Raw genomic sequence first — 23,551 nt, forward strand, 5'->3', positions numbered from 1 at the left:
AGTTTTATGTAGCTTGGTCTTTGATCAGGACTTGGGTGTCGAACGCAGCACCGGAATCCGGATCACACTCTGCGCATACCACTTGACGATCAATTTTTCATTTGCGTCGAGTAGGGTTTCATCACTGACATCTTTGCCGCTCCCATAATTGAGCTGCGCAAACGCGTTCTTATTGATATTCAGATACGCCACAATACGGCTACCTTTTTTGAGTTGTTTGCTGACCATGCGTGTTGACGGCAATGTTAGTCGTGTTATTTCATGTGGTTCGAGTAAATGTCTTTGACTGCGATCCTTGCTAAAACTAGCGCGATCAATCACATAAGATAAATGAAAATACTCGCCTTTGGAATTTAGCTCATACAAGGTAATGCCAAAATCCATATCGCGTCGATTGATGCTGGCGACAATTTCACCAGTAAAAGCACCGTTGATAATCATGTCTTCTTTCAGCGGCTCGCTGAAAAAGATCAAACCATTACTTGTGTCGATTTTCTTGCGAATGATAGGCGATGGATAATAATCGTTATTGCTGGTTTGTCGATCTTTGAAATCAACCGTCTGCGTTAAGTATTGCTCTGCTGAGGGAAGTTTATCTTGTAAGCGATACTTGCTATTTTTCTTCGATGTGCTCAGATAAAATTGTAATTGCCCATTCGCCATGCCTGCTAAAGAAGCAGCGTGCCGCCATTGATTTTCTCCCATGACGAAGTAATTGATTTTGTCTTTGAGTATTTCAGGTTTCTTGGCATTTTTGAGGACGTAATCGAACCAATCGTAGGTAATTTTTTTGGTGTCGATCAGCGCATTCGATGGAACTTCCATCTCATTTAATATCTTCTCACCACCACGTTGCGCACCGAAATGTCCATACGGGCCGATGATTAAATAATGCTCCGCGTTGGGCAGATATTTTGTATGCTCTCTCAGATAATAGAGGCCAGAAATTTGACTGTCATTGTAGTAGCCGTCGATCGATAAAACTGGGATTTTAATTTGCGCAAAATCTGTTTGATAAGGCACCATGTTTTGCCAATAACTATCATAGGCAGGATGTTGCAACCATTTCTGTAATAAGGGATTGGGTGTGCCATCGATCTGATCAATTTCGCGATAGGCGCGACCTGAGTACCACCAGTCAAATTGCATTTTACGGAAGCGTTGACGATCATTATTGACTGCATCATCAAGCGTTTTATTATTGCTCACATAGAAGGTCCACTGATAATTAGGATTGATGAAGATATTGTTCTCCATCGGCAGCCCCATGCCAGGGCCGCCAGCAACATAAGGCACGATGGTCTTTAAAGCTGGGTGCAAATTCTTTGTCGCGGCCCATTGAGTGAATCCATTGTAACTTCCACCGTACATCCCCACTGCGCCATTACTCCAGCTTTGTTTGCTGATCCAGTCGATGACGGCATTCGCATCTTTGCCATCATATTCATAAGGTGTGATTGGGTCTGTGCTCAGATACTTGCCTCGACTGTAGGCCATGACGCCAACATAGCCATGATCTGCGGCTTCTTTCAAACTCAATAAATCGCGATCACGCACATAGATCGTGAACTGCAATATGGTTGGCAAGGCTTGAGATAGATTTTTTTTGCGCACCATGATTGCCGAAATGTTAGCGCCATCACTGGTTTTGATGAGTACCTTGTCATTGACTTCGTATTCGGCACCGAGGTCTGGTTTTTGCGCGTGTGCATGGCAGATGCATAGACTGAGTGTGAAGGTGATGAATAGTCGTATCAGCATACAATACCTTTTGGTTTTTAATGGAAATGTGATTAATCAAAAAAAAGATTGGAGAATGGTGAAGTGAGCGAAGCAGGAGCGCCACCATTTTAGGCATGACGAAGATGTAGTTATTTCACGCTGGCACTCTTCTCGTTCATGAGTTTATCTAAAGAGCGTTGGATATCCGCTTTTTTACCTGGATGTTTTTCTTTTGTCAGTAAATTTTCTAATGCTTTACGATGTGCGATGCCTAAGGCATCATTTGCATTCGTCAGAATATCTGGTTTTACACCCGTGCCTTCCCAATTGGTTTTGGTGATGGGATTAATCGAACGTCCAAAAGGAATGCTCGCCATGAAGTGTGGATGCAATCGCTGCCCGTCAACCGGATGAGCACCGCCGCCAGTGACTTCGCCGACTGTGATGCTACGCTTTAAACTCTGTAAGGTGTAGGTCAGATCTTCAGCAGCAGAAAAAGTGCGTTGACTCGTCAAGATATAGACTTGTTTGTGCTTATCGTAGCGCGGACCTGCTGTGTATGGCGTGCTCCAGATTTGCGTTGTTTTGTTTTCTGCCCGGTTATAAATATCGTTGAGGTGGACTTCAGGATCGGTGAAATAACTCGCGATGAGTGCTACGGTTTGTGGTGAACCACCACCATTTTTTCTTAAATCAATAATCAGCGCATCGCTAGCATGTAACAGCGTCATCGCTGCACTGATCGCGTGCCCTACAATTTCAGTCGTGCCGAAGCCACGTAATTCGAAGTAACCGACGTTGCCACCCAAACGCTCAATTTTTTCAACACCGTAATTCACCGCTTGCATGAATTGACGTTCCTCTGCATCCAAACGGATTTTCTCTTCGGGGCTAGGTTCGCCATTCGCGTTACCAACGGGAATTTCATTGAGCTCGACATGAATATTCAAATGCTTGTCTTTGGTTTGCAGTTGTAAATGTTCTGTCAGAGTTTTGGCGAATTCGCGAGCACTGGTGATTTGATCGTATTCACCATTTTTTTGCCTTTGATTGAGCATGACATTGACCTTATCAGCGACTTCAGGGAACACGTATTTTTTCGACATGCTTTGCTGGAGTTCTTGAATGACAATCTGCTTATCTTTCGCGCTGATGTTTAGGTCTTTTTTTGTATTGGGCATTTGCGCTAGTGCATTAGCTGAAATGAAAAAGAGGCCGCTGATGGCGACGGATAAAGGCTTGAGGAAGTGCAGGGGCGAAGTGTTAAACGTGTGCATAAGATTCCTTACTTAAATTGGATGTTGGATCTCCTACCCTGATCTGAGTAGGGGATCATTTTTTGTGATTTGGTGGCCAGGATTAGGATTGTTTGCGCTGGCGAATATGATCAATGTCGAGAATTATTTTCCCGTCACGTTTGATGCAAGTGCCACTGAATTGTGTCGAATCACTTTGTTGTGCTTTGATCCTTGTACCCGCGGCTTTATCTGCGCAAATGGCATGAAGTGCTTCAGGAATATAGATTTCTGGCAGTGACGGCAATTCTGGAGCTGGAGGTGGTGGGGGCGGTGCCGGTGGTGCTGGCGGTGCCGGTGGAGCAGGGACTTTCAGGCATCGATTGCTTATCGATTTTTCTTCACATTGAATGGTGATGACAGTGCTGTCCTTACTGCTGTCAGCCGATTTGATTTTGGATTGTGCAACACTCAGCCCGGCCGCGCCGACAGTAGCGAGTAAGAGTACGATAGCTACAGGTTTCATGATTTCTCCTAGTGCGTTGTATGGATGAATTGGCGATGTTCCGTTAGCCAACGATGTCATCTTGAGGTGCAATTGTGGAGAAATAATGGCGAATATTGATGGTGGGTAGGAAAGCTTTATGAAGTTTGCTGCGGAGGTGAAATCATTGAATCGTATCCTAATTGCTGAAACCATCAAAACGATAACCTAGCCCATAGATCGCATGGATAGGATTGTCGTCCGGCCGTATTTGTGCAATCTTCTTGCGGATATTTTTAACATGACTGTCAATCGCACGATCTGTTACTTCTAGATTATCTTGTGTGACGAAATCGAGTAATTGTGAGCGTGAAAAGACCTGGCCAGGGTGCGCGATGAAATGCTGAAGCAGCAAAAATTCGCTACGGGTTAATTCCAATAATTGCTGATGCAAATAAATTTGAAAGGCCGCAGCATCGATTTGAACGACAGTCGGCTTTTCATCGTGTGTAGCCATCACTGCTGTAGTAGATACGCGGCGTAAAATAACTTTGATGCGAGCCATTAATTCTCTTGGACTAAATGGTTTGCACATGTAGTCATCGGCACCAATTTCTAAACCTAGCAAGCGATCAATTTCTTCGACTTTTGCCGTGACCATGATAATTGGCACTTGCGAAAAAGTTCTGACTGCGCGGCACAAACTGATGCCATCTAATTCCGGTAGCATTAGATCGAGCACGATCAAATCCGGTTCATGCTGCTTTATCTGCTCAAGTGCTAATCGACCATTGCCAATAATACTGCTTTGATAAGCCGAGGCGTGTGCGTAGTCTGCGATCAAAGACGCTAAATCGGGTTCATCTTCAATAATCAAGATTTGAGGAATATGAGTAGGCTTGTAGTTCGACTTATAGTTCTGCATATAGTTTGTGGTCTATTCTATTGACATAGGTCTTTGCGACAAAAATCAAGCTAACTTAAAACGGAGTTTGACGTGCAAACCACCTAGTTCCGACGCTGAAAATTCAATGTCGGCGTGATGTGCTTCCATAATTCGACAGCATAAAGATAGACCTAAGCCTGAACCGCCATGTTCACGACTGCGCGAACTGTCTAGTCGATAGAAGCGCTGGCCTAATTTCGATAAAGCGTCTGCAGGAACCTCTGGTGCGCTGTCTTCAATGTGCATAATGAGAAATTGTTGATCGCTGTGAGCCTGAATTCGAATATGTCCACCTTGCGTCGTGTAGCGCACAGCGTTTTCTAGTAAATTGTGAATGACTTGGCGCATGCGTTCGATATCACCCTCGATACGCCTATCTTGTGGTGCCGCAGCTACCGTCAGATGTAAGCCTGCTTTGTGAATTCTTTCTTGAAAATGCGCACTTTCTTCGACGAGCAAAGTCCAAATATCCATGTCTTGCATCTGATATTGCAAAGTGCCGATATCTGCCTTCGCTAAGACATATAGTTCGTCAATCAATTTATTGAGGGATAAGACCTGCCGTAACATCAAGGCCAAACTGTCAGAATTGAGCGGGCGCACGCCGTCTTGTAGCGCTTCTAGCTGCGCTCGTAACACCGCAATAGGTGTGCGTAATTCGTGCGAAGTATCTGCCACCCATTGACGTCGGCTTTGTTCCGCTTGTGCTAGTTTCTCTGCCAGTTGATTAAAACTTGTTGCTAGCTCGCCTAATTCATCGCTACGTTGCACCGCCAACCGCGTTTCAAAGTGACCTTGCTCTAATGCGCGTGCGCCGTCAACGAGTTTATGGATTGGTCGTCGGAAGTGCAAGGCAAGCAGTAACGCGGCTAAGCCACTTAGGCTGATACTAATCATGATAATTATCACGATCATATCGGCTTGCTCTTGTAAGAAATCTTTTGCCATCTCATCACTTGGTATGCGCGACTTCTGTACCGATAGATACCCGACGATTTTACCTTGATGATAAAGCGCACGTAATCCACTGGGGTGGTGTTGTAGCGGTCGTCCCGCCAAATAAGCTTGTCCTTCGTTAATCAGGCTGATACGGCTGTGTAAGCTCTGCAATTGGTCATCTTGCGAGACAGATGTGTCTGCATTACTAGGATTAAGTGCTTGCTCAGGTTTGGCTCCCAGTGGTGGCGGTAAAGGTGGCGGGGGTGGCAAAGGCGGCAGTGGTGGTGGTTTGGCTGCAACGGGTTTTGCTGGCGCAACTGGGTTGGCGGGCGCAGCATTCTTAGCCTGACTGATTTTGTGGTCTGTTCTGTGCTGAGTGGCCGCTGTTGCTTTTGCTGATATTGTGGTTTCAGTTGCTACAGAGGTGTTAGTCTTGATTTGATACAGGCGTATTAACTCCTGATTAATCCACAGTTTTTTTTGTGCTGGATCTGTTGGCAGAAATGACCAATCTCCATGCTGCTCGTATTGCTCTTGTATGGATTCGCTGATTTCTTGCAGCCTGTCTAATTCAATCTTGAGTGCATAGTCGGCAAAGCTGCTACTGACTTTTTCGCGCATCAACAGTAAAGCCACAATCACGATGGTGATGAGCGATAATAAAACAGCGAAAAATAAGCGCCAGCCAATAGAGAGTTTCACGATGCAGGTCGTTGAGGTAAAGCTGGCAGTGTAGAGCGAAGGATACATTGCGCCAAGCGCTTTTTTTGTGGCCTTCAGCTTTTGTTGTGAACGCGGGGATTTATTTCATTTTATGATATGACTCCATCATTTATCCATGATTAAGTGAGTAGGTGCAGCAGACTTTTGTTGTTAATCTCAATTGTAATTGCGTTGCGGCAATACCTTAATCTTGCTTGCACTTATAATTTAGGATTGAAAATCTTATCTATTCTGGAGTCCTGCATGGAACATCAAGCTGGCTTGCCTTTTCTCAGGGAGACTTTACTCTTTCTGACCCTTGCTGGCATTTTGATCCCTTTGTTGCAGCGCTTTAAAATCAATCAAGTACTTGGGTTTTTAACGATAGGCGTGATCCTCGGGCCGTTCGGGCTCGCACATTTTTCTGAGCAATTGCCGTGGTTGAAAGTCATCGCATTTTCTGGTGATGCAGAAGTGCAGTCACTTGCCGAACTAGGGGTGATGTTTCTGATGTTTTTGATTGGCCTTGAATTATCGGCAGAACGATTGTGGAGTTTGCGGCGTTGGGTGTTTTTGGGTGGCAGTGCGCAAGTCATATTGACCGCGTTGACCATAGGTAGTGTCGCTTACTGGTTTGGTAATCGTTTAGAAATCGCTTTGCTTTTAGGCTTGGTGTTTTCATTGTCATCAACTGCGATTGTGATGCAACTATTAACGCAGCAAAGAGCGATGGCGACTCCGATGGGGCAGGCCAGCTTTTCAATGTTGATGCTGCAGGATTTTGCTGTTGTGCCGCTCTTGATTCTTGTTGATTTATTGGGGCAAAAAACGACGGATGATTTGAGCGTTGTGGTTGGCATCACACTACTAAAATCTTTGGGTGCCGTGTTGTTAATCTTTTTAGCTGGGCGCCGCGTGGTGGCTCCAGTGTTTCGCTATTTTGCCCAACAAAGACAACCAGAAGTGTTCATGGCGCTGACTTTGCTAGTGACGCTAGGTATTGCCGGAGCGACCGCAGCAGCAGGATTGTCTTTGGCCTTAGGTGCTTTTTTGGCCGGTTTATTACTCGCTGAAACCGAATATCGGCATGAAGTTGAAGTCACGATAGAACCCTTCAAAGGCTTATTGATGGGATTGTTTTTTATGTCGGTTGGAATGGGAATTAATCTCGGTGCATTCGCGCAGAACTACATTTGGATTTTAAGCTCGGTATTTGGTTTGGTATTAATTAAGACGACGGTTATTTGCCTGATTATGCGTAAGGGAAGTTTGAGCTGGGGTAAATCTATAGAGGGCGGTTTTTTGTTGAGTCAGGGTGGTGAGTTTGCATTTGTGATTATTGGCGTCGCAGCGACTACCAGTATTTTTCCACGTGATCTTGCACAGTTTATGTTGTTGGTCGTTAGTATCAGTTTGTTGCTCACACCATTTTTTGCCAAGGCCGGACATTTCCTCGGTCAATATGTAGAGAAAAAATTCTGTTCGCAGCAAGTACATGAGCAGGAAAATTTACCTGATGCCTTGAGCGGGCATGTGGTGATCGCGGGCTTCGGTCGTGTTGGACAATTACTCGCGGATATTTTAGAAAAGCAGGGTGTAACTTATGTCGCAGTAGAACATGACGCTCACGTGGTTGCTAATTTACGGAAGCAGGGACGTAAAGTCTTTTATGGCAATGCATCGCGTCCCGAATTATTGCGTAAGATGCATATGCAAGATGCTGCAGCTTTATTGATAACCATGGATCAACCGGCTGCGGCGATGCATGCTGTGTTAGCGGCACGTAGTGAATATCCGAAACTGCCGATTTATGTGCGCTCCCGTGACGAAATTCACGCTCTCGAATTACGCACTGCGGGAGCGACAGCGGTGGTGCCCGAAACTCTAGAAGCAGGATTGCAGTTATCGTTTTTTGCGTTGAATGCGCTCTCGATTCCTGAAGGGGAAATCAATCATATTCTTGATCAGGAGCGAGAGCTTAGAGTATCAAATCAGCGTCCAGCACGTTGAATTTATTGTCGCATTTGCTTGCTGAAGTCGGCCGTTGGATTGCAGTTCTCTTAAAGCTACTGCCAGGTGATTATTTATTTGCCTGGCAATGGACGAAAACGATAATGTTCTTGCGAAAATAAATCGATGCCACACTGCAGATTTTCTATCCAATCGAGAAATGCAGAAATGGCCTCGCCGGTTAAATAACGACCATGCTGAGGAACGAGCATGGCGACATCCATTTGACGCACCATATTGACCCAGAAACGACAAACCTTATTTGACACCATATAGCGCTTATGAAAACCGCTCATGGTATGAAGTTGTTCATAGAATTCGGCTTTGGTCGTGATTGGTTTTGTGATGCTTTGCGCCTCAACCAGAGATGCTCCCATATCACCAGAAAACAGAATTTTCGAAGTGCTGTCATAAAATTGAAAATTGCCTTCTGCGTGCAGAAAGTGCGCGGGAACAGCATATAAAGTTGAACCTAGCATAGGTACAGGCATACCCTCGTCTGGAATCCCGATGATACGACCATCAGCACGATTGAGATTGCAAAAATGTGGAACAAAGCGTGCCCATAGTTGCGATACATAGAGATGACATTCTGTGCTGTACAGCCACTTATCCAGAGCACCGATAATGTCTGGATCTTGATGTGACGCAAACAAAAATTCCAGATTCTTTTTTGGCAGATATTTTTGCATCGCCAAGGTTAGTGCGTTGTAAGTGATATTGCCCGAAGGGTCGATCAAAGCGCCTTGTCCATGCGAGACGATCAGAAATTGGTTAGCCTGTACCGCATCTTCGGCAGAGCCTGTGACCAGATCATTGAACATGATGCAACTATGTTTGCCATTATTGAATAGTTCAATTGCCACGAAGACTCCTGTTATTGGTCACTAAAAACTTATTTTAGATCAAGCAATAAAGGGAAATTTGATATGGATTAAGTTTGCGCTGCGATTGCACAAAAAATAGTCTGTAAAAACAGACAGTTAGTGACGATATGACAAAGTTATTGCGATCGTATGTAGTGGGCAAAGATACAGTGCAAGTATCGAGCTGCGTGTTTGCACTGTATCTGCGTTAGCGACATAAAACTTAGTAAGCTAATGCGCGTCCATCTGGATTGCGTGGATCAGCAAAAGCTTCTAAACCTTCGGCGGTGATTTTGATAGTCTGGGTGCGGCCCATTGAGCGACCAATTGAAAATTTATGGCCTTTCTGTTTTAAGATTTCTAATGTGTCAGCGTTAAAACCGCGTTCCATACGAATCACGTCAGGTTCCCATTGGTGGTGTAAACGCGGCGCGATAGTCGCTTCTGCTGGATTTAATTGATGATCGATAACATTCAGAATAATTTGCAAAGTAGTGGTAATGATGCGGCTGCCACCAGGACTGCCAGTGACTAAGAATGGTTTGCCGTCTTTCAATACCATGGTTGGTGTCATCGAGCTAAGTGGTCTTTTCTTTGCGGCCACTGAGTTCGCCTCGCCGCCAACCAAACCAAATGCGTTTGGAACGCCTGCTTTCACTGAGAAATCATCCATTTCATTGTTCAAGGTAATGCCAGTTCCTGTGGCGACGATGCCGCTACCAAATAGCAAATTGAGTGTATAGGTTGTCGCTACCACATTGCCAAACTTGTCTGCGACTGAGTAGTGCGTAGTTTGATCACTTTCATATGGCAAGGGTTTGCCAGGTTTGATTTGTGCAGAGGGTGTTGCGCGATCGGGATTGATATTGCGAACTAATTCATCCGCATATCTTTTTGAGGTTAAACCAGTCACCGGCACTTTGACAAAATCTGGATCGCCTAAATATTCAGCTCGATCAGCGTACGCTAGCTTCATTACTTCGGTTAATGTATGGATGTTTTGGGCGCTATTTAAACCTTGTTTGGCGATTGGAAAGTGTTCCAGCATATTCAGCATCTGTATGACATGTACACCGCCAGAGCTCGGTGGTGGCATTGAAACGACTTGATAGCCACGATAATTTCCGCTAACAGGCAAGCGTTCAATGGCTTTGTAATTCTTCATGTCGTCGGCACTAATCATGCCGCCATGCTTTTTCATTTCGGCGACAATTTTTTGTGCAATAGCACCCTCATAAAATGCCTTTGGGCCTTGCTGTGCGATCAAGCGCAAAGAATTCGCTAAATCTTTTTGCACCAATTTCTCACCTGCACGCAAAGGACGATCACCGTTAAAGAAAATGGCGCGGCTAGATTCCCATTTGCCTAATTGATTGCGACTTGCTTCTAATAATTGCGCAAGATAGGGTGTCACTTCAAACCCTTGTTCGGCCAGTTTGATCGATGGTGTAATTAATTCTTTTAATGACATCGTGCCATATTGGCGTAAGGCTAGATCAAGACCAGCAACAGTGCCGGGAACACCAACCGCAAGATGAGAAGAGGTTGAACTACCAGGAATGATTTTCCCATTGGTATCGAGAAACATATCGCGATGAGCGAGAGCCGGCGCTAGCTCGCGAAAATCTAAGGCAATATTTTTACCACTTTTAGCGTCGTGAATCAGCATAAAACCACCACCACCGATATTGCCCGCGTGAGGCAATACCACGGCAAGTGCAAAACCAACAGCAACCGCGGCATCGACAGCATTTCCTCCACGTTTTAAAACATCTAGGCCGACTTGGCTAGCTAACACCTGCTCGCTTGAAACGATGCCATTTTTTGCTCTGACTGGGCTGAGAATATCGTAGCTGGTGTCGTACTGAATCTGCGCACCGGTACCTTGTGCGTGGCTGAGATGAACAACACCAATTTGTGCGGCAGTGAAGACGGTTGCGAATAATGCGAGACGAATTTTTTTGAATGAAGACACAACTAGTTTCCTTATACGAACGAGGTAAGTCTGCATCTAGACAATGGAAATGCAAATGCATGCCAGTCTTTGTAAGATTTTTACTTTGCAGAAACTTGATTGTCGCTAACTATGCTGAATATGTCGAGATTTGATTGGAAATAGTGTCTTAAGTAAAAGAGAAGAAAGTTCATTACCTATCCTTGTTTTTGATTTTTATCGCAATTTATTTGTCTATTCGCACTGGTATTTTTCCTTCGAGAAACTACAATTCATTTCATATCGCCTCGTTGTTTCCTTCTTTTTGAAAGAAAATACAATGAATAACGTATCTCAGAATTTGGCTCAGGCTCCTGCTGCCAGTTATCCCAATCTTAGCCGTGCACTTGCGCTATATGGTGTCGAAGCAAAGCAATTGGCGGCTCAATACCCACGCATTGTGACTATCATTGATAGTACTTGGGGAAGTGTCGATTGCCTGCATTATTTAGATAGTCTCTTATTTTCTGAACGTCCCGGCAGACAAGGTTTTCCTACCGATGTGTTAGATGAAATTGTTTTTATTAAAAACATTTTTGAATTTAGTCATCCGCAGTTTGCTGTTAGCCGGAACGATCCTATTAGTAAAAACAAGATTGAAGAGATTCGTGGGCACATACAAGAAATAGTCAGTGGTGTAGAAAGTGTGCCGGAAATTGCCAGCTTTTCTGATATGCACGCTAAGTTAAAAGGGCGCGTGTTGAATGAAAAGAAGCCTCAACATGAAATCGACTCGCATCAAACTTTACGCAATAACGTGTCGATGATGGAAAACAATGCTTATCCCAAAGGCGCCAAGCGTGAATTATTGGGACAGTATTTTTTAGAAAGCAATTTGTTGAGCGATTCTACTTTGGCTGATGCACTTAATTTGCAAAGTAAATTACGCACCAGACATTTGTTAGGTGAGATTCTTATTGCAGATCACAGCATTACCGAAATGCAGCTCAATTGGGCGCTAAGCAGACAACGTGGAATTCCTATCGTGGATGTTTCAAATTTGGAGATTTCTGCTGAAGCAGTGCGCCTTATTCCGCTGAAAATCGCTCATGCGAAACATGCTATGCCGATCACTATTTTTGATAATCGTATCGTGGTGGCAGTCGCCAATCCATTTGATTCGGAAGTACAGCGTTATTTCTCATTCTTGTCTGGATATCGCACCATTCTGGTGTATTCCAGCTATGAACAAATTGAGACAGCTTTAAGTCGTTACACCGAATCGAAGCGTGGTGTCGTGAATCATACTGAATTGAATGGTACGAAGAAAGATCATCGATTGGCTGGTAACGGTGCCGCCTCAGCAACCGAACTTGTCGCTAGTAAAAAAAGAATCAACGAATCAAATGGTATCGAAAAATCAGATCGTCACGATCAAGCGCTCAACCAAACTGAAGACGACGATGCCGATGAACAAACAGATGACTTTTCGACTGCGATAAATGAGAGTCCCTTACTGAAAAAAATTGATGAGAACGATGAAACTGTCATTGGTTTGATTAATAAAACAATTAATGATGCGATACGTTTAGGTGCATCGGACATTCACTTCGAGGCATTCCCACGTACCAGAAATTCGCAAATTCGTTTTCGTAAAGATGGCAAATTAGAAGTCAGTGCGACTTATCCTATTAACTTTCATCCCGCTGTGGTGTCACGCATCAAAATCATGGCTTCCTTGGATATTTCTGAAAAGAGAAAAGCCCAAGATGGGAAAATAACTTTTGGTTATGCGAATAAAAAACTTGATCTCAGAGTGTCTAGCATTCCAACCTCGAATGCGCTGGAAGTCGTCACTGTCAGGATACTCGGTGCTGGCAAACCACTTCCCTTGTCAAAAATTAGTATGCATCCAGAGTTACTAGAAAAATTCAAACTGCAGATTAATAAGCCACATGGCTTGATCTTGGTATGTGGGCCAACCGGTAGTGGCAAAACAACGACTTTGCATTCGGTTTTGAGAGAGTTAAATAGTAGCGACAAGAAGATCTGGACTGCAGAAGATCCGGTGGAAATCGTACAAAAAAATATTTCACAAGTGCAGGTGTTACCTAAAATAGGTTGGACTTTCGCGAAGGCCTTGCGCTCTTTTCTTAGAGCGGATCCTGATGTCATTATGGTGGGAGAAATTCGTGACTCGGAGACAGCGAAAGTGGCAGTTGAAGCTTCAATGACCGGACATTTGGTGCTCTCGACTTTACATACGAATTCTGCGGCAGAAACATTGATGCGTATGATGGATCTTGATGTGCCAGCATTTAATCTGGCAGACGCAACTCAAGCGATCTTATCGCAACGCTTAGCCCGACGTGTCTGTACTGAATGCGCAGAGCGCTTTGAGTTTAGCGCGGAAGAATTGGAGCAATTGGTGAATGAATATACGTTGAACACGATGGAGAAGTCTCTGAGCAAACAAGAGCGGCAAAAGATGATAACGCGCTGGCAGACAGAATTCGGTGAAAATTCCTGTATTTATGGCCGACGCGGCTTAGGATGCGCGGTTTGTCATGGTACTGGCTATAACGGTCGCATGGGAATACATGAGTTATTGGTGATGAGCACCGAAATGCGGCGCTTGATCAGTTGTGGTGCCAGTAGTGCAGATATTTTCAAGTTAGCGGTAAAAGAGGGAATGAAAACTTTGCGTCAGGATGCGATTGAAAAAGTATTACAAGGAACAACAGATCTAGCGGAAATCCGTATGGTTTGTATTTAAGACTTCTGCATAATCGTAGCGAGCGGTCGAAGTTTGCATTGAGGAACGGACCTGCGCTCGAGTACAGCGAGCACCGGAAATTCAAAAACCGGTCGCGCAGTTGCTTGCGCAGAGGGCTTTATTTAGCACGATGAAATCAAGGCAAGCCCTGAAAAAGGTATAAAAAAAGCCACCTGCGAGGGTGGCTTTCGATTTAAAAGAGTAAGCTCTTTTAAATTATTTTGCGTCAGCTTCTGCAGAAGTTGCGCCAGCTGGTTTAACAGCGATAGCAACAGTTGCGTCATCACCGTGTACTACAGCAGAAACGCCTTTTGGCAATTTCAATGCAGATACGTGTACGGATTGACCAGCTTCAACTTTAGACAAATCAACTTCGATGAATTCTGGCAAGTCTGCTGGCAAGCATTCTACGTCCAATTCAACAGCAACATGGCTGATCACTGCAGCAGACAATTTCACTGCTGGAGAAACTTCAGCGTTGATGAAGTGCAAAGGTACTTTAACGTGGATCTTTTTGTTTGCATCGACGCGTTGGAAATCAGCGTGCAAAACTAATTGTTTAAACGCGTGCATCTGGAAATCACGCAACAATACTTTTTCTACTTTACCATCAACATCCATGTCGAGAATGGAAGAGTGGAATACTTCTTTTTTCAATGCATGGAACAATGCATTGTGATCCAATGAGATGTTCACTGCTGGCTCTGTACCACCGTAGATGATGCCAGGTGTTTGACCAGCATTACGCAGGCGGCGGCTCGCTCCGGTGCCCTGTTCTTTACGTGCAAATGCGACTACTTTCATTTTAATACTCCAAAATAAGCAAACTATTCATGATCATCACGAGCTAGCTTGCGTTGACTTTCCCGCGACCAGGAAAGTGAAAATGACCGATACGTACTTTGTACGCATCAGCCGAAAACAATACCGATTCTTTGTTCGCGATTGATTAATCTGAAAACAAAGAAATAACCGATTCGCCTTTAGTAATACGACGGAAGGTCTCCGCCAGCAAACTATCACAAGACAATTGACGAATCTTGGAACACGCCTGCGCAGCGGCTGACAAAGGAATCGTATCTGTCACTACCAACTCATCGAGCGGAGAATTATTGATACGATCAATCGCCGGGCCAGACAAAACAGCATGCGTACAATACGCTAATACTTTTTTCGCGCCGCGCTCTTTCAATACTTCCGCCGCCTTGGTCAAAGTGCCTGCTGTATCAACCATGTCATCCATGATCACGCAGTTACGGCCTTCAACTTCACCAATAATATTCATCACTTCAGATACATTGGCTTTTGGACGACGCTTGTCGATAATGGCCAAATCGCATCCTAAACGTTTTGCCAAAGCACGGGCACGTACTACGCCACCAACGTCAGGAGAAACAACTAATAAATCTTCGTAATTTTTCGCTACCAAATCACCCAACAAAATCGGCGATGCATAGATATTATCAACTGGGATATCGAAGAAACCTTGGATTTGATCTGCATGCAAATCCATAATCAAAACACGACCAACACCAGCTTCTTCCAACATATTCGCTACCACTTTGGCAGAAATCGCAACACGCGCAGAGCGCGGGCGGCGATCTTGACGTGCATAACCAAAATACGGAATAGCTGCGGTGATACGTCCAGCTGAAGCGCGCTTTAAGGCATCAACCATCAACATGATTTCCATCAAGTTGTCATTGGTTGGCGCACAAGTTGATTGCAAAACAAAAACGTCTTTACCACGCACGTTTTCGTTGATTTCAACCATCACCTCGCCGTCAGAAAACTTGGATACGTCAGCCTTACCGAGACGAATGCCGAGTTGCTTTGCAACGCCTGCCGCTAAAGCAGGATTGGCATTACCAGTAAAGACCATCATGTTGTCGAGAGCGTGTGCCATGAGATCACCTAAGGGAATAAAAAAGCCACTTCAAGAGAACAATACTCAGCATCACGGTTCAAATTCTTGTTGTAATGATTACTGAAAATACTGCCGTAAAAAACCGAAAAGCCGCCGCATCATTTTGTATGCGGCGGCTTGTAATCGGTTTGTATCTTATGGCAGGGGAAGAAGGATTCGAACCTTCGCATGCCGGAATCAAAATCCGGTGCCTTAACCAGCTTGGCGATTCCCCTACACAACCGTTTATCAATTGCTTACTTCATTTTCGTTTGATAATCAGCGAAGCCGCTATTTTATCTTGAAATCAGCAATCAACCAAATTTTTTGTGATGCACTATAAATTAACTTTCAAATTTATAGGATGTTGTTGCAATGCTTTAGCAATCCATGATGTCCATTGGCTGGGTACTTGTTTGAATACTTTTTTTGCCGCTTCTTCGTTTGGAAAAGCACAAAAAACACAAGAGCCCGATCCCGTCATCTTGGCATCACCCTGATGAAGCTCAAATTGTTTTAGCCAATGAATGACCGCTGCAATTTCTGGGTGTAAAGCACAAGCAACAGCTTGCATATCATTTTTCCACTCAACTTTCGCTGCATTGGAAAAGTCCGTTATTCTGACGGGCTTCGTGTTTCTTGTCAACTCTTTGGCGGAAAAAATTGTTGGTGTCGGTACATGGACACCTGGCTCTATCACGATAAACCATTGATCTGATGTCGACACAGCTTGCATCTGTTCGCCTATTCCTTCGACAAAGGCATTTTGACCATAAATAAAGAAGGGAACATCTGCACCAAGCTGTAAGCCTAATTGCATAAGTGTTTGTCGATTCAAATTGCACTTCCATAAATGATTAAGTGCAATTAATGTTGTTGCCGCATCAGATGAACCGCCACCAAGGCCACCACCCATCGGTAGATTTTTATGCAGATGGATTTCAGCACCTTGAAGAGTCCCTGTATAGCTTTGCAATAAACGCGCAGCTTTGATGACCAAATCATCTTGTTCCGGTACGCCATGAACTTGGTTTAAACGATGTATCTCACCATCCTGGCGAACATAAAAATCTAAGCTGTCGCAGCGATCAATTAATTGAAATACGCTTTGTAGCAGATGATAACCATCTGCACGACGACCAGTAATGTGTAGAAAAAGGTTTAGTTTGGCTGGTGCTGGGCAGTTTAGAAGTTGAGGTTGATGCATTTCTCGATCACTTCCATTCGTCAATCACAATGCGAATTTTTACTTCGCCTAACTCTTCAGTGTAACGCTGTAAATCGATACGCTTCGGATGAACAACACCAGCGTCTTCCTGCCAGCTTACAAACTGCAATTGCCAGCCTTGTGCTTGCAATTGGAAATAGTCTTGAACTGGCACTGCGACTGTTTTTCCGTTCGCTTGCACATCAAATCCTTGCAACCATCTTTTTAGTCCAATGACAGGAATAGACCACCCCAAACTGTCTGCGAGTAATTGTTCAATATCCGCAGCGGTACGTGGTTCTTGCTTGGCTTGTTCTAATTTGGCGCCCATCGGCGTTTGTTGAATTGTGGCGATGGTTTGTCCCAATGGGGAGCTTAGACTGATATGCAAGTCATGAGCAGCCTGTTGCCATTCAAAGCCAGCACTGATTGTTTCTGCTTGTTCTCGCTGTTGATATTGAATAGAAATGCGTCCAGTTAATTGCACTTGTTCTTGCCATACACGTGGTTTGCTAATTTGCGCACTGCTGATGGTTGGCGTCGTACTACAAGCATTCAGTAGTGTGCTGAATGCAGCGAGTAGAAATAACTTAAGGTAAGTTGATTGCCTGAAGAAAGAGAGTAATTGCTGCCCGTTTTTTAGCATGGAAGATAATCGTCGTTTAGAAACAAAAGTACAAGGTAAAAGTTGCTTGGGTAAGCACAAGTTTGACTAAGGTAAATTGAGTTCCAATCTTTGCAGCGTGCTTTTTAATAGCGCGTTGTCGGGATCTCGTTTGCGGGCTTCTGCAAATAATTGAAGCGCTTCTTCTTTTTTACTTTGTACCCATAAGATCTCGGCCAGATGTACGGAGACGTCAGCATCTTGTCGCATGCCTAATGATAGACGTAAATACTGTTCCGCATCGGCAAACTGTTTTAATCGATATTTTACCCAACCTAAGCTATCTAAAATATAAGGATCGTTTGGATTTAATTGATTCGCTGCTTCGATTAAAGATAATGCCTCATCTAATTGCACATTGCGATCTGCGTATGAATAACCGAGTGCGTTATAGGCCAAGGCATTGTTAGGCGCAATTTGAATTAATTGTTTCAGCGCCATTTCCATATCGGGATACTGCTTCAATGATTCTGCCAACATGGCGAAATCGTATAAAAGCTCCGCACTTCGCGGAAACTCAGATAATGCCATTTGTAGCAGGACGAAGGCTTCTGTACTTTGTCCTGCATCGCGCATGATTTGCGCTTCTGTTTGTAATAGCAGAACTTGTTCGGAGTCAGCATTTGCCTTTACCGTTTGTAAGAACTGACGTGCCTCTAAAAATTTACGATCACTTGCTAGCAACATGGCGCGCCGCATTTGTATCGTGAACCAAGCGGGATTTTTACCTTCATTTGATTCGATTTTACTGAGCCAAAAATCTGCTGTTTGTTTATCTTTTCTTTGCAAGGCAATTTGTGCCAGGCTGATATACGCGGTGCTATTGTCTTCGTCCTTGGCAACAGCACCCAAGACTTGTTTAAAGTAGCTTTCCGCCACATCAAGTTGCCCCATTTCTAGTTCGATACTGCCTAGGGTATGTAAGGTTTGCGCTTTTGAAAGTGGTGATTTATCGGGGTCTTGCAGAAAGCTGAGAAACGTTGCTTTGGCTAATGGCAGTTGTTTACTATCCATCAGCATGGTCGCATAAGCTAGTCTTACTTCTTTCGCGTTTGGATTGTTTTTTAGAAATTCTGCAACCAGCTCAAACGCTGCTGATTTTTCAGAGGCGTTGGCAAGCGTCAGGATGCCAAGTTCAGAGTTCGGATCGAGCGCTAAAGCGGCTTTCGCTTCTTGTTGTGCACGTTCGACGTCATTGGCTCGGTAAGCCGCTCGGGACAAAGCAATATGACCGTCAATACTATTTTTTTCGTCCCTTAGAATTTTTTCTAAACTAAGAAAAGCTGCTTGCTTATTACTGGTTCGATTTAAGCTTCGTTGCGCTTGATGAACGACACCGGGCTTTTCCTCAGGCGTGCTCTTTTTCAGCCATTCAGAATAAAATTTTTCTATCGCAGGGTAATCATTTTTAACTACCACCAAGCTTAAATAGTATTGATCTGCCTCTTGTGAATTTGGTGCTAACTCCCGCCACAAATGTACCGCGGACATGGATTCATCAATTTGCTGCGCAGACATCGCGATCTCAGCCGCGCGTTTTGCTAATCGAGGATCACGAGTCTGTTGTGCCAGTCCCATAATGGTAACAAACGGCCCTTGCCATTCTCCACGTTGAAGTGCGATGTCAGACGCTGTTAGTTTATATAGAATTTCTTTTGATAGTCCCGTCTCGCCTGCCTTACTTTGCGGATCTTGTGCTACGGCTGATTTTTCTTCAGTAAGAATCAGCTTAGGGCTGCCTGATGTTGCCTTTGTCTTGACTGGCTTGCTGTAAGGGATTTTTTCTGTCTTATTCGATGATTGTGCTAACGCTGGGTGAATAGAGATGCCGATCAGGCAAAGTGTTACCAGCAGTGGACTTGTGTAGTAATTGGTTATTTTCATTCGATTCTGGGATAAATGAGAGAATTGCTGAAGCTAGGTACAATAGTCCGTTAAGAAGATCTTGATGCAAATGATTTTACGCTGAAATGTAACGCGATTTGTGTCAACTTGTATATGCCCTGTAACGCTAAGTTTGCCGATGAGAGAGTTTTATGCCGGAATTGCCCGAGGTTGAGGTCACACGATTGGGAGTGCAACCCCATGTTGATGGGAAAAAAGTGAGTGAGGTGGTGCTAAGGCGAGATGGTCTGCGTTGGCCATTCCCTGCTAACTTAAGGGAACTGATTCTGCATCAAACGATCTTAGCAACCGGTCGCCGTGGGAAATATTTACTACTGCATTTTGCACACGGTAGTTTATTAATCCATTTAGGGATGTCTGGAAACTTGCGGATTATGCCTTCCAAAACGCCGCCGCAAAAGCATGATCATGTCGATATTTTGCTGGGTGAGCAAATGCTGCGTCTAACTGATCCGCGTCGATTTGGTGCCGTGCTTTGGCATGATAATGCGGATGGTTCGTTGGAAGAGCATTTATTGTTGCGTCGTTTAGGCGTGGAACCATTAACCGATCATTTCACCGCTGAATTCTTGTTTCAGCAGGCAAGGCAGCGCAATGCGGCTATTAAGCAAGTGCTATTAGCGGGCGATATTGTGGTCGGAGTTGGTAATATTTATGCATCAGAAAGCTTGTTTAGAGCGGGTATTAACCCAAAAACCGCAGCAAATCGTATCAGTCTAAAACGTTATCAGGCCCTGACTATTGCGATTCGAGAGGTGCTGGCATTAGCGATTAGTCGCGGAGGTAGTAGCCTGAAGGATTTCGTCGGTGCCGATGGTAAAACCGGGTATTTTCAGCAATCTTATTTTGTTTATGACCGCGCAGGTGAGCCTTGCCGTGTTTGTCAAGGGACAATTAGACACATTGTACAAGGCCAACGTAGCAGCTTTTATTGTGTAAATTGTCAAAAATGAGCCAGAATGTCGTATTGTTGAGTTTCTAGAAGAAAACAATCTGCCACTCGACGGCGCTAGAAGAATAATTTTGAGGATGCTATGAGTAATTTGGTTCAGAACTTTGAAGAATACAGTGGTTGGCGCTCAGGTGTTGCACAGGCGATTGAGCAATATCGTGCCTGGATTGCTGGTTCTGATTTTGCTGATGGCATTCTCGACCAGCGCATTATGCGTTTGAAAGAACGTCTGGTTGACGATAAATTGACGATTGCGTTTGTGGCAGAGTTCTCTCGTGGTAAATCAGAGTTAATTAATGCGATTTTCTTTGCAGAGTATGGTCAACGTATCTTGCCATCTTCGGCTGGTCGTACCACCATGTGCCCGACTGAATTATTGTATGACGAGGGCATGCCACCTTGTATTCGCCTATTGCCAATTGAAACGCGTAGCGAGACTTTAAGCACTACAGAATATAAAGGTCACCAGCATGTGTGGACGGTGCTGCCGCTTGATACGAAATCTGGCGACGGTATGCTGGAAGCGTTTAAGCAAGTCAGCCTGACTAAGAAGGTGAGTAAAGAAGTTGCCAAGTCATATGGCTTGTATGACGAAAGCGATCCTGATGCGGCTTTGGAAGTGGATGAAGACGGCTTGGTTGAAATTTCTCAATGGCGTCATGCAATTGTGAATTTTCCACATCCATTATTAAAGCAAGGCTTGATCATTGTCGATACGCCGGGCCTAAACGCGATTGGTACCGAGCCAGAATTGACGTTGAATTTGATTCCGAATGCGCATGCTGTGTTGTTTATTTTGGCGGCAGATACCGGTGTAACGAAGAGCGATATTGAAGTGTGGCGCGATCATATCGGCAGTGGTGCTGGTCGTATGGTGGTCTTGAATAAGATTGACAGCATGTGGGATGAGCTGCGTACACCGGAAGAAATCGAAGCGCAAATTCAGCATCAGATTACCTCCGTTGCGCACACTTTGAGTTTAGAAGAGAAACAGATATTTCCTATCTCTGCGCAAAAAGGTTTGGTCGCAAAAATTAATAAGGATGCACCTTTGCTCGCCAAGAGCCGTTTGCCCAAGCTTGAATATGCGCTCTCTAAAGAACTGATCCCGTCTAAGAAAAATATTATTCGCGCTCAGTTAGCAAGTGATATCCAAGAGATTACCGATGGCCAATATGCAGTCATTAATGCGCGCGGCCGCGGCGTTAACGAACAACTACATGAATTAAAAAGTTTGCGCGGGAAAAATCAAAATGTGATCGAACACATGATGAAACGCGTGACTTTAGAGAAGCAAGAGTTTGATGCCAGCCTGATGAAGATGCAGGGCACGCGTGCCGTATTTACGCGTTTATCCACAGAGGTTTATACCAGCTTAGGCATGGATATTCTGAAGGAAGAAATTAAGACCGCCAGAGAAGATATGGAATCGAGCAGGTTTTCATTAGGCTTGAAAGAAGCGATTAAAAATTTCTTCACCCAGATTAAATTGAATTTGGAAGCGTCGAATCGTAAAACCGATGAAATTTCGGAGATGATGGCGATTATGTATCGTAAATTTTCGACAGAGCATGGCTTAGCGCTGACTGCACCGATGCCATTTTCTCTCGATAAGTATATGCAAGAAATCACGGCGATTGAGTCTGTGTTTCAAAGGCAATTTAGCACCATTACTTTAATGACGACTTCGCAAAAAGTCTTGATGCAAAAGTTTTTTGATTCGATTTCTGCGCGCGTCAAACAAAGTTTTTCGCAAGCAAATCGTGATGTGGAAGCTTGGCAAAAAGTGGTCATGGCACCAATTGAAGCGCAGATTCGTGAGCATAAAAATCAATTGAAGAACCGTATGCAATCGATACAGAGAATTCACGTCGCAACAGACAGCTTGGAAGAAAAAATTTCTAGCTTTGAAGCGATGATGACGGAAGTGGATGCACAGAAAAAAACTTTAGAAGAATTGCGTCACAATATTCATAAAGCTTTGTCTGCTGAATTAAGCGCGGTGTAATTAGATTTGCTCTGCATATTAACTTGTTAAAGTAAGATCGCTGAAGTGATTTGTACGCGATTGATATCTCAAACGCTGATAAAGTTTTTATCAGCGTTTTTCTATTGAGGAGAAGAAAAATGAAAAACCGTCACCCTGTTTATCTTCGTACGGTAACTCTCAGCAAAGGCATTTGCTTGGCGCTGAGTGGTTTTTTAGTGTCAGCATCAGTGTCGATGTCAGCATTTGCACAAGATGCTTGGAAAAAAATCGATGCAGGAATAACTGCTGAGTTACGTGGCTTGTCGGTGGTGAATCGTCATGTAGCTTGGGCGAGCGGCGCGAAAGGTACGGTGATTCGTACCGTCGACGGAGAAAATTGGCAAAACGTGTCGATTAGTTTGAAATTGCCAGAAGCGAGTCAACTTGATTTTCGTGATATTCAGGGGATTGATAAATTCACTGCGATTGCCATGAGTGCAGGACCAGGTAAAGCTTCGACCATTTATAAAACGATCGATGGCGGCGCCACTTGGGAACTGATGATAGTCAATGGCGAAGCCAGTGGTTTTTGGGATGCAATTGATTTTTGGGATGCGAAAAATGGTGTGATTTTTGGTGATCCGATTGCAGGACAGTTCCAAGTGCTGATCACCAATGACGGTGGCAAGACTTGGAAAAATGCCGCAGCAGATTTAACTCAGTTAACGGCATTACCAAATGAGGGGGCATTTGCGGCGAGTGGTACTTGCGTTTCTGTGACTGGGAAAAATGATGTTTGGTTTGCGACCGGCGGTGCGGATAAGACACGCGTGTTTCATTCCGCAGATCGTGGTCAAAACTGGACTTTTTCAGAAACAGCAGTGGCCGCCGGTGCACCACCAAAAGGTTTGTTCTCGGTAGCCTTTAACCATGAAGGATTGGGTTTTGCGGTCGGTGGTGATTATCAAAAAGCGAAGGGTGATGGATTAAATGCGGTGATTAGTCGAGATAAAGGCAAAACTTGGATAGCCGCACCTGCCTTACCTTTAGGCTTCTTATCTGTAGTCGTGACAGTGCCAGGCCAGGCGAAGACCTTTGTGGTGGGTGGATTAGCCGGATCTGGTGTGACCCGAAATGGCGGTCAGTCTTGGGAAGTGTTAAGTGAAACGCCTTTAAATGCGATGGGATTCGCTGATGCCTTACATGGCTGGGCTGTTGGTCCAAAAGGTTTAGTCATGAAATATGCGGGTAAGCGCTTGATCAGTGAATGATCTCGTACCAAGTTCGGAGGTGGCTTCTGAAGTCGAACGATTTAGGATCAGAACGACCTAGAAT

At 44.4% G+C, this 23,551-nt stretch carries 17 protein-coding genes and 1 tRNA gene; 5 read left to right on the top strand and 13 right to left on the bottom strand.

The features are described from left to right. Nucleotides 1–24: 24 nt before the first annotated feature. The 5 genes from H8K33_RS15070 to H8K33_RS20195 all read right to left on the bottom strand — a co-directional run bounded on the left by H8K33_RS15070 (nt 25) and on the right by H8K33_RS20195 (nt 6,028). Nucleotides 25–1,761 carry a CocE/NonD family hydrolase gene (locus tag H8K33_RS15070; protein WP_186891873.1) on the bottom strand — a complete coding sequence of 579 codons (1,737 nt, stop codon included), beginning with the start codon at nt 1,759–1,761 and terminating at the stop codon, nt 25–27. 110 nt (nt 1,762–1,871) lie between these two features. After that, entirely contained in the window at nt 1,872–2,999 is a 1,128-nt protein-coding gene (locus H8K33_RS15075) for a S41 family peptidase (protein WP_186891874.1), read from the bottom strand. An 82-nt stretch (nt 3,000–3,081) separates the two neighbouring features. Beyond that, nucleotides 3,082–3,483: a hypothetical protein gene (locus tag H8K33_RS15080; protein WP_186891875.1), complete on the bottom strand. Its 402-nt coding sequence runs from the start codon at nt 3,481–3,483 to the stop codon at nt 3,082–3,084. Nucleotides 3,484–3,640: 157 nt separating this feature from the next. Continuing rightward, entirely contained in the window at nt 3,641–4,366 is a 726-nt protein-coding gene (locus H8K33_RS15085; RefSeq protein ID WP_186891876.1) for a response regulator, read from the bottom strand. A 45-nt stretch (nt 4,367–4,411) separates the two neighbouring features. After that, nucleotides 4,412–6,028, bottom strand: a complete 1,617-nt coding sequence (locus H8K33_RS20195; protein ID WP_186891877.1) for an ATP-binding protein — start codon at nt 6,026–6,028, stop codon at nt 4,412–4,414. 264 nt (nt 6,029–6,292) lie between these two features. Between H8K33_RS20195 and H8K33_RS15095 the strand changes: the two genes are divergently transcribed. Then, the gene (locus H8K33_RS15095; protein ID WP_186891878.1) at nt 6,293–8,038 is read left to right on the top strand and encodes a cation:proton antiporter domain-containing protein; all 1,746 of its coding nucleotides are present in this window, start codon (nt 6,293–6,295) and stop codon (nt 8,036–8,038) included. Nucleotides 8,039–8,112: 74 nt separating this feature from the next. Here H8K33_RS15095 and H8K33_RS15100 read toward each other — a convergent pair whose 3' ends face one another. Together H8K33_RS15100 and ggt are read right to left on the bottom strand one after the other, a co-directional pair. Further along, the gene (locus H8K33_RS15100; RefSeq protein ID WP_343043833.1) at nt 8,113–8,904 is read right to left on the bottom strand and encodes an oxygen-binding di-iron domain-containing protein; all 792 of its coding nucleotides are present in this window, start codon (nt 8,902–8,904) and stop codon (nt 8,113–8,115) included. A 223-nt stretch (nt 8,905–9,127) separates the two neighbouring features. Continuing rightward, a complete protein-coding gene (gene ggt / locus H8K33_RS15105; RefSeq protein WP_186891879.1) occupies nt 9,128–10,915 on the bottom strand; it encodes a gamma-glutamyltransferase in 1,788 nt (595 codons plus the stop codon). 262 nt (nt 10,916–11,177) lie between these two features. On the opposite strand from ggt, the gene H8K33_RS15110 reads away from it, so the two are divergent. Next, a complete protein-coding gene (locus tag H8K33_RS15110; RefSeq protein ID WP_186891880.1) occupies nt 11,178–13,613 on the top strand; it encodes a GspE/PulE family protein in 2,436 nt (811 codons plus the stop codon). A 216-nt stretch (nt 13,614–13,829) separates the two neighbouring features. On the opposite strand, the gene H8K33_RS15115 is transcribed toward H8K33_RS15110, so the two are convergent. From H8K33_RS15115 to H8K33_RS15140, 6 genes are all read right to left on the bottom strand, one after another. Then, nucleotides 13,830–14,417, bottom strand: a complete 588-nt coding sequence (locus H8K33_RS15115; protein ID WP_186891881.1) for a 50S ribosomal protein L25/general stress protein Ctc — start codon at nt 14,415–14,417, stop codon at nt 13,830–13,832. 145 nt (nt 14,418–14,562) lie between these two features. Continuing rightward, nucleotides 14,563–15,519 carry a ribose-phosphate pyrophosphokinase gene (locus H8K33_RS15120; protein WP_186891882.1) on the bottom strand — a complete coding sequence of 319 codons (957 nt, stop codon included), beginning with the start codon at nt 15,517–15,519 and terminating at the stop codon, nt 14,563–14,565. A 159-nt stretch (nt 15,520–15,678) separates the two neighbouring features. Then, nucleotides 15,679–15,755 (bottom strand) — tRNA-Gln (locus H8K33_RS15125). Between the two features lie 101 nt (nt 15,756–15,856). Then, on the bottom strand, nt 15,857–16,726 hold the full coding sequence (ispE, locus tag H8K33_RS15130; RefSeq protein WP_186891883.1) for a 4-(cytidine 5'-diphospho)-2-C-methyl-D-erythritol kinase: 870 nt from the start codon (nt 16,724–16,726) through the stop codon (nt 15,857–15,859). A gap of 7 nt (nt 16,727–16,733) precedes the next feature. After that, nucleotides 16,734–17,372 carry a lipoprotein insertase outer membrane protein LolB gene (lolB, locus tag H8K33_RS15135; protein WP_186891884.1) on the bottom strand — a complete coding sequence of 213 codons (639 nt, stop codon included), beginning with the start codon at nt 17,370–17,372 and terminating at the stop codon, nt 16,734–16,736. Nucleotides 17,373–17,438: 66 nt separating this feature from the next. Continuing rightward, entirely contained in the window at nt 17,439–19,274 is a 1,836-nt protein-coding gene (locus tag H8K33_RS15140) for a tetratricopeptide repeat protein (protein ID WP_186891885.1), read from the bottom strand. Between the two features lie 152 nt (nt 19,275–19,426). Here H8K33_RS15140 and mutM point away from each other — a divergent pair, with 152 nt between their 5' ends. The 3 genes from mutM (at nt 19,427) to H8K33_RS15155 (ending at nt 23,487) form a co-directional block, all read left to right on the top strand. Next, nucleotides 19,427–20,248 carry a bifunctional DNA-formamidopyrimidine glycosylase/DNA-(apurinic or apyrimidinic site) lyase gene (mutM, locus tag H8K33_RS15145; protein ID WP_186891886.1) on the top strand — a complete coding sequence of 274 codons (822 nt, stop codon included), beginning with the start codon at nt 19,427–19,429 and terminating at the stop codon, nt 20,246–20,248. Nucleotides 20,249–20,329: 81 nt separating this feature from the next. Next, entirely contained in the window at nt 20,330–22,255 is a 1,926-nt protein-coding gene (locus H8K33_RS15150; protein ID WP_186891887.1) for a dynamin family protein, read from the top strand. Nucleotides 22,256–22,374: 119 nt separating this feature from the next. Continuing rightward, the gene (locus H8K33_RS15155; RefSeq protein WP_186891888.1) at nt 22,375–23,487 is read left to right on the top strand and encodes a WD40/YVTN/BNR-like repeat-containing protein; all 1,113 of its coding nucleotides are present in this window, start codon (nt 22,375–22,377) and stop codon (nt 23,485–23,487) included. The last annotated feature ends 64 nt before the right edge of the window (nt 23,488–23,551 follow it).

This window comes from Affinundibacterium amnicola, from assembly GCF_014284275.1.
Classification (GTDB): Bacteria; Pseudomonadota; Gammaproteobacteria; order Burkholderiales; family Burkholderiaceae_D; genus Undibacterium; species Undibacterium amnicola.